The 11,288-nt window shown below is 48.5% G+C and carries 13 protein-coding genes; 12 read left to right on the top strand and 1 reads right to left on the bottom strand.

Features of this window, described 5'->3' with window-relative positions:
* Positions 1–152: 152 nt before the first annotated feature.
* Positions 153–1,112 (bottom strand): DUF5692 family protein, encoded by a 960-nt coding sequence (locus EVJ22_RS03700; RefSeq protein ID WP_131443267.1) that lies wholly within the window; start codon positions 1,110–1,112, stop codon positions 153–155.
* Between the two features lie 220 nt (positions 1,113–1,332).
* On the opposite strand from EVJ22_RS03700, the gene EVJ22_RS03695 reads away from it, so the two are divergent.
* The 12 genes from EVJ22_RS03695 (at position 1,333) to EVJ22_RS03645 (ending at position 11,254) form a co-directional block, all read left to right on the top strand.
* Positions 1,333–1,938, top strand: a complete 606-nt coding sequence (locus EVJ22_RS03695; RefSeq protein ID WP_131443264.1) for a TetR/AcrR family transcriptional regulator — start codon at positions 1,333–1,335, stop codon at positions 1,936–1,938.
* A 135-nt stretch (positions 1,939–2,073) separates the two neighbouring features.
* Positions 2,074–2,532, top strand: a complete 459-nt coding sequence (locus tag EVJ22_RS03690) for a hypothetical protein (RefSeq protein WP_158625494.1) — start codon at positions 2,074–2,076, stop codon at positions 2,530–2,532.
* Positions 2,533–2,670: 138 nt separating this feature from the next.
* Positions 2,671–3,657, top strand: coding sequence for a tRNA dihydrouridine synthase (locus EVJ22_RS03685; protein WP_131443262.1), 987 nt, complete (start codon positions 2,671–2,673; stop codon positions 3,655–3,657).
* Between the two features lie 54 nt (positions 3,658–3,711).
* On the top strand, positions 3,712–4,218 hold the full coding sequence (locus EVJ22_RS03680) for a GNAT family N-acetyltransferase (RefSeq protein WP_071398062.1): 507 nt from the start codon (positions 3,712–3,714) through the stop codon (positions 4,216–4,218).
* 108 nt (positions 4,219–4,326) lie between these two features.
* Positions 4,327–4,653, top strand: coding sequence for a PadR family transcriptional regulator (locus EVJ22_RS03675; protein WP_071398061.1), 327 nt, complete (start codon positions 4,327–4,329; stop codon positions 4,651–4,653).
* Positions 4,650–5,180: a DUF2812 domain-containing protein gene (locus tag EVJ22_RS03670; protein ID WP_071398060.1), complete on the top strand. Its 531-nt coding sequence runs from the start codon at positions 4,650–4,652 to the stop codon at positions 5,178–5,180. Before EVJ22_RS03675 ends, EVJ22_RS03670 begins: the two co-directional genes overlap by 4 nt.
* Before the next feature lie 193 nt (positions 5,181–5,373).
* Positions 5,374–5,586 carry a hypothetical protein gene (locus EVJ22_RS15455; RefSeq protein ID WP_158625492.1) on the top strand — a complete coding sequence of 71 codons (213 nt, stop codon included), beginning with the start codon at positions 5,374–5,376 and terminating at the stop codon, positions 5,584–5,586.
* Between the two features lie 32 nt (positions 5,587–5,618).
* Positions 5,619–6,110, top strand: coding sequence for a hypothetical protein (locus EVJ22_RS03665; RefSeq protein WP_071398059.1), 492 nt, complete (start codon positions 5,619–5,621; stop codon positions 6,108–6,110).
* A 119-nt stretch (positions 6,111–6,229) separates the two neighbouring features.
* A complete protein-coding gene (locus tag EVJ22_RS03660; protein ID WP_071398058.1) occupies positions 6,230–6,910 on the top strand; it encodes a response regulator transcription factor in 681 nt (226 codons plus the stop codon).
* 1 nt (position 6,911) lies between these two features.
* On the top strand, positions 6,912–7,913 hold the full coding sequence (locus tag EVJ22_RS03655; protein ID WP_071398057.1) for a sensor histidine kinase: 1,002 nt from the start codon (positions 6,912–6,914) through the stop codon (positions 7,911–7,913).
* Between the two features lie 93 nt (positions 7,914–8,006).
* Entirely contained in the window at positions 8,007–8,690 is a 684-nt protein-coding gene (locus tag EVJ22_RS03650) for an ABC transporter ATP-binding protein (RefSeq protein ID WP_071398056.1), read from the top strand.
* On the top strand, positions 8,687–11,254 hold the full coding sequence (locus EVJ22_RS03645) for an ABC transporter permease (RefSeq protein WP_131443260.1): 2,568 nt from the start codon (positions 8,687–8,689) through the stop codon (positions 11,252–11,254). The genes EVJ22_RS03650 and EVJ22_RS03645 overlap by 4 nt, the downstream gene beginning before the upstream one ends.
* Positions 11,255–11,288: the final 34 nt, after the last annotated feature.

Below are 11,288 nucleotides of genomic sequence, written 5' to 3'. Positions count from 1 at the left end.
TCCTGCAGGAAAGCAATCCAACGGAGACCCAGCAGCGACATAAGTCGCGATGCGGCTCCGGGATTGCCTGCGGAAAGCGTGGGCGCCGGAAGGACGAGCGATTCTATTGATGTTAGTCAACAAGCTGACGGGCTACGGAGCCCGTCTTTTGCTTATAATACTTTACCGAGCGCAGTTTCCTGTTCAGGAGTAGCGTCTTCGCGCATCGCGTTGATTTCTTTGTATTCGTTCGTATCTTTCCACAACTCGTCTTTCAACGGATTGAGTTTGTATTTGACGATGCGCGTCACTTGCCAGACGGCGAGGACGACGTTCAGCGCAAGACTGAGCAGTGCGATCGTCCAGTTCGCTGCCGGATTATACGACACGCTCACGTTGAACGTGCTGCCGACGGCGAAGAAGTAAGGGAACGTCATGACCCACATCATCCAAAACGTGAGTGTCTGCGCACGGTTTTGCATCCACGTCCCTTTCGCCCAAAGGAGGGCAGGGACCGTTGCGGCGATGTTCAAGGCGAAGCCTGAGTAGAACGCGTTACCTGGGGCGCATGAATAGACGTAAGCGATGTTCCAAATGCCATATGCGACAATCCATAGTTTCGTCTGGTCCGGCCAGAGCATGTCTTTCTTCTTGCCGGATGTCGCGAAGATGCCGACCCAACCGCAGATGAGTAATAAGTTCAAGATCCCGGCAACGGCGTTCACGTAGTTCCAACCACCCGAGATGTAATTCATCCCGTCGACCATGCCTTCAAACCCCATAATGCCGACTTGGAATTCTCGAACGACGGCCTCGGCGATATTGAGGGCCAAGATACCCGGCACGAGCAACAAGTACCATGGATGTTTTTTGTGATAATCGGTGAAACGGATGACCATGTAAATCAAGCTTCCGGCGAGAGCGGAATACACTTTCACCCAGTGAAACCATGATGTGATTTCAGGGTCGGCGGTGAAGAACCAAATCGGAGTCAATACGACCGGGACCGCCATGAACATGAGAATACTAGCTTTTTTACTCGACCGGACGAATTCATTTAATCCGATCAACAAGCCGAATACGACGAACCACATGACGACATTGTACCAAGGAATGGATTCAAAGAAAAACATACGATAACGCCCCTTTCATTTCTAAAGTATTGGTGACAGAACAACGATGAAAAATATGATGTCGATAAACATACCGAACGTTCGTTATGTTTATGTGAAAAGTGTAACAAACTATTGGAAGCGTTGTCAATGCGGTTTGGGGCGTCACAAGGACATGTCACAGAACCGTCAAATCATTATGATATAATTAGCAATTATTAAGTGGGGAGCGTCGAAGCACATGATGAACGAAGGGAAACAAAAGATAGTAGAGGCAGCACGAGCGACGATCATCGAGAATGGGATCCAAGGTACGACACTTCGTGGCATCGCGAAGAAAGCTGGGCTTAGCACGGGTGCCATCTATCACTATTACAATTCCAAAGAGGCCATTCTTTACGATGTGATGGATGAGGGATTGGGAGAGATTCGCCGAATCGCGACCGTCTCGATCGAAGACAAGAAAGAAGCCCGCGAAATCATTCAAGAGATCTTCGACGGGATGCAAGACCGTTTAAAAAAAGATGCAGAAAGCCGGTTGCAGTTTTATTTAGCTCATGAGGCGATGCTCGGGAACGAGGAACTGCAACAAAAGTTCAAAGAAAAGTACGAGGAGTGGGTCGACCGGGTGGAAGCCATCTTCGTACGAGCGTACGGTGTCGAAAGGGGTTCGTCGACACGAGCGGTTGCCGCGTGGACGATGGCGGCGATCGATGGGATGGTGCTCCAAACGTTATTGAATGTTCAAGTTGTCGAATCTGTTCATACGAATCGTGTATTAGAGTATTTGTTGCAAGACGGGTTCGCGCACTTCTTCAAGTTGATCCACGAACAACCAGGTAAATAAAGATAAATCAAAGTCCCGTCCTAACCCGAAATACCGGATACTTGCTTTAAGTTTCTGGTTCGGGTTTTTGTATAGAGTTAGAGTGGTGTAGAGCGAACGATTGATTTTCCAACATCCGCTTGAAAGAAGGGGAGCATGATGAGCGCTGAGACACCGAACAAACATGTCGCGAAAACACCGATTCATTTATGGATGGTAGGAACAATTTTTATGGTTATATACGGTGTGGGCATTTACGATTACTTGATGGTCCAAGCACAGAACGTTATGTATTTGAACTCATTGAACGTAAAAGGCGATGTAGTTGCATACTTTACCGGTTATCCGTTTCTATTGAAGATACCATGGGGCATCAATGTGTTTAGCGGTCTGATGGCGGCTGTGCTTTTATTGTTGAGAAAAAAACAAGCGGTGGGATTCGCACTTTTGGCCGGGCTTGCTAAACTCGTATTGGATATCGCCACGTTCACGTTTCTGGGACGGTGGGAAGTCTTCGGGATGCAAGCATCGCTTATTGATTTATCAATCCTCGTCCTCACTTTTTTGTTGGTCGTCTACTGTACGAAGATGTTGAAACAAGGTGTATTAGGCTGAATGACTTGACTAAAGAGGAAGTCGTGACGTTTTGTATAATAATTATTAGAAAGTATTGTCAGTTGATACATTCCCCCGTCCATAATAGAATGGATAAAGTGATTTTGTTGGATTGATTACGAAAGGGAATGATTTTATATGAACGAAAACTTCTGGCGCGACCTTCCGCGTCCATTCTTTGTACTTGCCCCGATGGAAGACGTGACCGACGTCGTCTTCCGTCACGTCGTCGCCCATGCCGGACGTCCAGATGTGTTTTTCACCGAGTTCGCGAACTCGGACAGCTACTGCCATCCGGAAGGGAAAGGCAGCCTGCGTGGACGCTTGACGTTCACGGAGGACGAACAGCCGATGGTCGCCCATATTTGGGGTGACAACCCGGACTACTTCCGCGAGATGAGCATCGGCATGGCCGAGATGGGTTACAAAGGTATCGACATCAACATGGGTTGCCCGGTCCCGAACGTCGCCAAGCGCGGCAAAGGGAGCGGCCTCATCCTCCGTCCTGACGTCGCGGCCGAACTCATCCAAGCGGCGAAAGCCGGTGGCATCCCGGTCAGCGTCAAGACACGACTCGGCTTCGCGAAACTCGACGAGTGGCGCGACTGGTTGACGCATATCCTCAAGCAAGACATCGCCAATTTGTCGATTCACTTGCGCACACGCAATGAGATGAGTAAAGTCGACGCGCATTGGGAGATGATTCCGGATATCATGAAGTTGCGTGATGAGATCGCACCGGATACGCTCATCACGATCAACGGCGATATTCTCGACCGTCAAATGGGATTAGAACTCGTCGACAAGTATGGCGTCGACGGCGTCATGATCGGCCGCGGGATTTTTAAGAACCCGTTCGCGTTCGAGAAGGAGCCGCGTGAGCACTCGATGGAAGAGCACCTCGATCTTCTTCGTCTCCAGCTCGACCTGCAAGACAAATTCCAAGAAGACGTGCCGCGTTCGATCTCGAACTTGCACCGGTTCTTCAAGATTTACGTGAAAGGGTTCCCCGGGGCGAGCGACCTCCGTGTGAAACTGATGGATACGAAATCGACAGATGAAGTGCGGGCGTTGCTCGCCGAGTTTGAAGAAAATAAACGAATAGAACAGCTGATTGAAAGCTGATTTTGGAGCGCAAAGTCGCTCCTTTTCTATATGTATTAACAGGAGGACGAACAGATGATTCCAACTCGACAGACTGAGCGGCTGGTATTGAGGTCACTCACTCAAGAGGATTTATCGACATACGCCGCCATACTCGGTCAACGGGAGGTGAGCCGTTATTTAGGGGACGGGAAACAGAAGACTCGAGAAGATGCCGCGCACTTACTGACTCGTTTCCAGGAGCAGTGGATGGAATATGGCTATGGAGTCTGGGGTGTGGTTGAACGGTCGACGAACCAACTGATTGGTCATTGCGGTTTCTCACGGTTACCGACTGGCGATGTCGAGTTATTGTATGCTTTCGATCCGACCACATGGGGGAAAGGGTACGCGGTCGAGTCAGCGCAAGAGGCGCTCGAGTTTCTCGATTTGTTGGCGAGAATAGAACCGATCATCGCGCTCAGCTATCCTGAAAACGAGCGTTCGCAACGGGTCTTGGTACGTCTCGGTTTCACGTATATGAAAGAAGATGATTATGCAGGCGTCAATTTGTTGGTGTATCAGCGCTGTACGATGGGATAAGCAACCTATGGGAACATAGGTTTTTTTTGTGGACAATTTTTGAAGATGAGCGTACACTTAATATATCGGGAGACGATATAACGGTAGACGAAGTAAAGGAGATAAACTATGACACAATCAGCAGGAACCGTCGCGTTGACAGAGGCGGTCTATTATATTTTGTTGTCGTTGCAAGTTCCGCGTCACGGGTATGGCATCATGCAATTCGTGCAAGAATTGAGCGATGACCGTGTCCAGTTAGCGGCGGGGACACTTTATGGCGCGTTAAGCAATTTAGTTGAAAAAGGATGGATTGAAGCAGTAGAGAAAGCGAGCGGACGAAAGAAAGAGTATGTCGTCACACCTCTAGGACAAGCAGTGCTTGAGGCCGAACTCGTCCGGCTCGAAGAACTCGTCACGAATGGAAAACAGTGGATTGGGGGAAACAAATCATGAAAACTAAAACGGTATATCGCTTTTATGCGGATTACGAAAAAGAAGAGGTTTGGTTGAACGATATGGCGGGCGCTGGCTGGTTTCTTGAACGTTTTAGACTTGGGCGTTACACATTCGTTCAAGGGGATCCGAACGAATATACTTATCGTATCGAGTTGATGGAAGAGGCACCAAACAATCCGAAATCGATCGCGTACTTTGAATTTTTGGAGGAAATGGGCATCGAGGTCGTCGCGACGACGTTTCGCTGGGTCTTTCTCCGGAAACTAACAGCTGACGGCCCGTTTCGACTCTACTCCGACATTGACTCAAAGATTCGCCATGAACGACGGATTTTTCATTTGTATAGTTTTGTGTTGTATCTCAATTTATTTGTAGCATTTCTCAACCTGTCGAACGGTATCGAATCTTTCCTCTGGGTTCCTAATTTTTTAGTCAGTCTGCTATTTATCATATTCGTGCTGAAACAATATCGGAAACTTTCGAAATTGAGAGATGAACGTCAACTGGTCGAGCGGGATCAGTGATGGACGAGAATCTATGGGAACATCTTCAAGGCGGGGATTTGCGTTCCATCGGGCGGGTCGATGCGGTCGTCCGCGTTTCCATGACAAGCTGGTTGGTCTGCTGCAGACGCAATCGAAGACAGGAAGTCCAGCCGTTGCGACACGTTGTTGGCTAAATGACGAGAGAGTGAGTGAAAAATGAAACATATTTTAGATGGATTCGTATGAAGTGAGCGGAAGGAAGGTGACGGTGGAAATGAACAAATGGCGCGAATCCGCGGTCGGGCTTGGTCTTATTTTCGGAACGGCTGCCGGGATGATCATCTCTCTACTATTCGATTTTACGGTTGCCTACGGGATTGTGGTCGGCTCAATAATCGGATATTTGATCGGACTGGTTATTTCTATCAGCGCAATGAAACAATGACTATGATGATATAAGAGTAGGAGGCAAATAACATGAGTGAATTTCAATTTATGACGAGCGATAGACCGCTAAAAGAAGTCGAAAATCCATTTATCGAACACTTATCAATTAATGAAGCCATCAAAAAAGGTGTCGTGTTGCCTGAAATGCTCACGGAGGATGAAGAACTCGATCGTGACGAAAAGATTTTGATGCACGTCGAATCGGAAGAACACCTCGATGAAATCGAGATTAAGCGAGACTTGTATTATGACGTAACGAACGTCGAAGCGTATTCAACAAAACCACACGTCGCTGAATTGCGCTGGCGCTATTCTGAGACGAGAGCCGAACAACTCGTCGATTACATCATTGATCATCTGCAGACAGCGGATGAAGTCGAAATTTGGAAAGTGTGGGTCGATGAACAGACGGAACCAAGCGTCAAGACGATCACACGTGACGAGTTGACGATTGATGCGCTACGATTTTTGGGCGACGTCGGGTTCGAGCGACCGGAGTGCCTTCGTGTCGTGAAAGCATGAACAGATTGTTAACATTGCGTTATCTGACCGAACGAGTCTTCTCGTTCGGTTTTTTGTTTTATATTCCCACTTGAAAAAAGATTGCTATATTATGAGAAGAAGAGTCAGGAGGGAATACCATGCATATTTTAATCGTAGAAGACGACCGGACGATTGCCTCCGGTCTTCAATATTCGCTCGAACAAGAACAATTTACGACGGTGCTTTGCCATAACGTGACAGATGCAACACGAATCCTCGAGCAACAGCTACATACAATCGACCTTTGCTTGTTCGATTTGTCGTTGCCGGACGGGAGCGGCTACGACTTGTGCCGGCTCGTGAAACAAAAACAAGATACACCGGTCATCTTTTTGACGGCGTTCGATGATGAAGTAAACGTCGTCATGGGGCTCGATATGGGAGCGGACGACTACATCACGAAACCGTTCCGGGTCCGAGAGCTCATCTCCCGAATCCATTCGGTATTGCGCCGCTACAATAAACAAGGTGGTTCGCCCGTCTTGACAATCGGGTCAATCGAAATCAACACGCAAGACGCTAAAGTCAAAAAGGTTGGGGAAGACATCTTGTTGACGGCGCTCGAGTATCGTTTACTGCTCATCTTCGGGAGACATACGGGACAAGTGCTGACGCGTGCTCAACTGCTCGACCAGATGTGGGACATGGGCGGGGATTTCGTCAATGACAATACGTTGACTGTCTACATCAAACGGTTGCGCGAGAAGCTAGAGGACGACCCGCAACGCCCGACCTTGATCAAGACCGTGCGTGGCATCGGCTATAAGGTGGAAACTTGATATGCTACGGAATCGAGAAATCCGTATTTATTTGCTGAGTCTTTTTGTGTTAGTCAGCTTAGCTGTTGGTGCGGCGCTGTTCATCTCGCTTGAGGCAATCCTCCTCGTCGCTGTCTTATCGATTGCATTCATTGCGGTGACATATCGCTTCACGACGTGGCGCTATCGGGAAATCGACCAACTCTCGAGTTATCTTCAAGAGATCAGCAACGGCAACTATAGACTCGACGTTCGCGATAACCGGGAAGGTGAACTCAGCTTGTTAAAGAGTCAAATTTATAAAGTGACGAAGATGTTGTCTGAGCAAGGGACTCATCTCGAGGAAGATAAGCAGAAGCTGACGGATGCGATCTCCGACATTTCACATCAGCTGAAGACGCCGCTCACGTCGATGACCGTCATGGCGGACTTACTCAGTGACCCGCGTCTGTCTGACGAAAAACGAAACGAATTTACCCATAACGTGCAAGTACAGCTCGAACGGATGGAATGGCTCGTGTCGTCTCTCCTCAAGCTGTCTAAAATCGACGCCGGGACGATTCATTTTAAAAGGGAACCGGTGTCTGTCCAAGCGCTGATTCAAGCTGCGACGGAACCGCTACTCGTCCCGATCGATATCAAGATGCAACAACTTCACGTTACGGGAGACCGCGGCGTCACATTCGAAGGGGACGTGAAATGGACGACCGAGGCGCTCATCAACATCTTGAAGAATTGCGTCGAACATACGCCGGAACAAGGCGAGCTGTTCATCGAGTTCAGCGAGAACACACTCTATACGGAAATCCTCATCCGCGACACGGGGAGCGGGATTGCCAAACAAGACGTCCCCTATGTGTTTCAGCGCTTTTATAAAGGGATGAATGCGAACGATGACAGTGTCGGTATCGGACTCGCGATGGCGCACAGCATCATCACGAGCCAGCAAGGGGAGTTGTCTGTCCGCAGTGAACTCGGCGTCGGGGCAACGTTTCAGATTCGATTCTACAAAGCGGTCGTCTGAAGTGGCAAGTGACTAAACTGTCACTTTCGAGTCACGGACGCGTCACACTCGCTCGGTACACTCAAGGTAGATCAAGTACTGGAGGGTGCAACTATGAATATTTTAGAAGTGAAAAACTTATCAAAAGTGTACGGAAAAGATGAGATGGAAGTGCGGGCGCTCGATGACGTGTCGTTTACCGTGAAAAAGGGAGAGTTCGTCTGTATCGTCGGACCGTCGGGCTCAGGGAAGTCGACGCTGTTGCATTTACTTGGCGGTGTCGACGTCCCGACGAGCGGGAACGTGCTCATCGATGACACGGATATTTACAAGTTAGACGAGACACAACTCGCCATCTTCCGTCGCCGCCAAATCGGGTTGATTTATCAATTTTATAACTTGATTCCGATTTTGACGGTTGAAGAGAATATCACACTTCCGATGTTGTTGGATGAGCAAAAAGTTGACCCGGCCCATTTGGAGCGCATCATCGGGATCCTAGGGTTGTCGAACCGGTTGACGCATTTGCCGAACCAGTTGTCTGGCGGGCAACAACAACGCGTCTCTATCGGCCGGGCGCTCATCAGTAACCCGGCCATCATCTTGGCCGATGAGCCGACGGGAAACTTAGACAGTCAAAATAGTGAAGAAATCATGAGTCTCTTGAAACTTTTCAACAAGAAATTCAATCAGACGCTCATCATCATCACCCATGACGAACGGATTGCCTTACAGGCCGATCGAATCATCTCGATTGAGGATGGGAAGATTGCGAAGAACGAGGTCGTCCGCCCATGAATATCATCCATAAAATGACGATTCGGCATTTGCGCGAGAATAAGCGGCGCTCGCTCGTCACGATTATCGGTGTCATCATCTCGGTGGCGATGATCACGGCTGTGACGACACTCGGTTCTTCTTTCCTTGACTTGATGATTCGTCAAGATATCGCGGACAACGGAGAATGGCACGTCCAATATATGAATACAAATGAACAGCAAGTCGAGGCAATTCGTGACGACGCGGCGACAAAAGACGTCATTCTATCAAGTGATGGCTATGCGGAACTAGAAGGTTCACAAAATGTGTATAAACCGTATGTGTACATTCGGAACTACAACCCGTCAGGATTGAAAAACTTTCCGATCGACCTGACTGAGGGGCGCTTGCCGAAACAAGACGGAGAAGTCGTCATTTCCGAGGCAATCCGTCAAAATGCTCAAGTCACGCACAACATCGGCGATCAGTTGACGCTCGATATCGGCGAGCGCATGGACGAATCAGGTCGCGTGTTGACGCAAAACGATGGCTTGATGCGTGAAGGGGAAGATGTCCTTGAGCAATTGAAAGTAGAGGACACGGTGACGTTGACTGTCGTCGGTACGATGGCTCGCCCGGCATGGGAGCCGACTTGGTCCCCAGGCTATACGGTCGTCGGATACGTTGACGACAAGGACTTGAACGGGGAGACCGTCGATACGTTCGTCGCTTTGAACGATGTCAGCAACTCGATTTATGAAGAAACGGATCAGTTGATGAAAGAACAAGGGATTGAGGGAGTCGCCTATAACTCATCGCTTCTTCGCTATTACGGGGTGACGGACGATGGCGGGCTACGCAAAACGCTATACGGCTTCGCCGGGATTGTCATGGCGGTCATCGTCATCGGTTCGATTTCGCTCATCTACAACGCTTTCGCCATCAGCGTATCTGAACGCTCACGTTACCTTGGTATGCTCGCGAGTGTCGGTGCGACGAAACGACAAAAGCGGAACTCGGTCTTCTTTGAAGGGTTGATTATCGGCGGGATCAGTATCCCGATTGGTATCGTTGCGGGGATCACGGGAATCGGATTCACGTTCCTATTTATCAATGCCTTTGTCGAGAAGGCATTGAATGTGACAGAGAAGTTTGAAGTCGTCGTCACACCACTCACGCTCCTGTTGACGGTTTTGATTTCGAGCGTGACGATTTTCATTTCCTGTTATCTTCCGGCACGCCGCGCTTCCAAAATTTCTGCGATTGACGCGATTCGTCAAACCCAAGATGTTCGACTGACGTCGAAGAGCGTGAAGACGTCAAAGCTCGTTCGACGGATCTTCGGTTTGGAAGCGGAAATCGGGCTGAAAAATACGAAACGTAACCGAAAACGGTATTTGGCGACTGTGTTCTCACTTGTCATCAGTATCATTCTCTTTTTAGTCGTCAGTTACTTTACGACCCAACTTGAACAGTCTTTTGAAATGTCGCAAGGAGACTATACGTACGATATTCTCGTGTCAGGTATAGATCTCGATCAAGAAGACTTGCGTCGCTACGAGGCGATTGAAGATGTTACGAGCGGTACCTATTTAGAAAATGCCACGGTCCGAGCGTTCGTCGAAGCAAATCGACTGCCACAAACGATTATGGAACGAGAAGATTTGGCAGCTTCAGTCGTTGATGGGAAATATGGTTACTATGTGTCACTCTATCAACTCGATAACAAAAGTTTCGATGCGTACTTGAAACAGATTGGGGCATCTTCTAGTGACGTTAGCGATGGAGAGGTTCCTGGCGCTGTGTTGATTGATGAAGTCTCGTATCAAGATGCAGATAAGAAAAAATTTGTTATGACGAAAACGATTGAAGCCGAAATCGGTGACACGATTGATTTATACGAAGAAAATGCGACGGGAAATGCGATTCCGTCCGATACGGTGAAAGTAGCGGCCATGACGGACATCATTCCGAACGGGATGACATCGAGTTCTCTCGGCTGGCTCGATTTAATTGTACGGGAAGGAACGTTCGAAGAAGGCGATATTAGTGAAGCGCTTAACTTACAAAGTTCTTTCATCGCATTGAATACGACAAATCCTGACGCGACGCAAGAGGTGATTGAAGCGGAACAAAACATGGATATCTATGTGACTAACGTGTCGGAACGACGCGAACAACAAGAGCAGATGTTGTTGTTGATGTCGATTTTCATCTATGGGTTCATCGTGTTGATCTCGCTCATCTCGGTGGCGAATATTTTCAACACGATCTCGACGAGCGTTTCGTTACGTCGTCGCGAATTTGCGATGCTGCGATCGGTTGGGATGACACCGAAAGGGTTCAACAAGATGGTGTACTATGAAAGCATCTTTTACGGATTGAAAGCGCTAGCTTATGGACTTCCAATCAGCATTCTCATCATGTACCTCATCTACCGGGCCCAAATTAATACGTTCGAAGTGCCGTTCGCGTTGCCGTGGAGTGACATCTTATTTGTCACGATCGTGATCTTCCTCATCGTCGGTTCTTCAATGGTATATGCAATTTCGAAAGTGAAGTCGGATAATATCATCGACCGGTTGAAGCAAGAGAATAACTAATATGCATGCAAAGGGATTCAGTGTCTACTGAGTC

This window comes from Exiguobacterium sp. SH0S7 (assembly GCF_004337195.1).
Lineage (GTDB): Bacteria > Bacillota > Bacilli > Exiguobacteriales > Exiguobacteriaceae > Exiguobacterium > Exiguobacterium aurantiacum_A.
This window is presented reverse-complemented; position numbering and strand designations above follow the sequence as displayed.

Excerpts from the sequence above, each read along its gene's own strand:
- EVJ22_RS03690 (WP_158625494.1), top strand. The coding sequence starts at position 2,074 with ATGATGAGCGCTGAGACACCGAACAAACATGTCGCGAAAACACCGATT.
- EVJ22_RS03685 (WP_131443262.1), top strand. The coding sequence starts at position 2,671 with ATGAACGAAAACTTCTGGCGCGACCTTCCGCGTCCATTCTTTGTACTT.
- EVJ22_RS03645 (WP_131443260.1), top strand. The coding sequence starts at position 8,687 with ATGAATATCATCCATAAAATGACGATTCGGCATTTGCGCGAGAATAAG.
- EVJ22_RS03655 (WP_071398057.1), top strand. The coding sequence starts at position 6,912 with ATGCTACGGAATCGAGAAATCCGTATTTATTTGCTGAGTCTTTTTGTG.
- EVJ22_RS03670 (WP_071398060.1), top strand. The coding sequence starts at position 4,650 with ATGAAAACTAAAACGGTATATCGCTTTTATGCGGATTACGAAAAAGAA.
- EVJ22_RS03665 (WP_071398059.1), top strand. The coding sequence starts at position 5,619 with ATGAGTGAATTTCAATTTATGACGAGCGATAGACCGCTAAAAGAAGTC.
- EVJ22_RS03675 (WP_071398061.1), top strand. The coding sequence starts at position 4,327 with ATGACACAATCAGCAGGAACCGTCGCGTTGACAGAGGCGGTCTATTAT.
- EVJ22_RS03700 (WP_131443267.1), bottom strand. The coding sequence starts at position 1,112 with ATGTTTTTCTTTGAATCCATTCCTTGGTACAATGTCGTCATGTGGTTC.
- EVJ22_RS03660 (WP_071398058.1), top strand. The coding sequence starts at position 6,230 with ATGCATATTTTAATCGTAGAAGACGACCGGACGATTGCCTCCGGTCTT.
- EVJ22_RS03695 (WP_131443264.1), top strand. The coding sequence starts at position 1,333 with ATGATGAACGAAGGGAAACAAAAGATAGTAGAGGCAGCACGAGCGACG.
- EVJ22_RS03680 (WP_071398062.1), top strand. The coding sequence starts at position 3,712 with ATGATTCCAACTCGACAGACTGAGCGGCTGGTATTGAGGTCACTCACT.
- EVJ22_RS15455 (WP_158625492.1), top strand. The coding sequence starts at position 5,374 with ATGGATTCGTATGAAGTGAGCGGAAGGAAGGTGACGGTGGAAATGAAC.
- EVJ22_RS03650 (WP_071398056.1), top strand. The coding sequence starts at position 8,007 with ATGAATATTTTAGAAGTGAAAAACTTATCAAAAGTGTACGGAAAAGAT.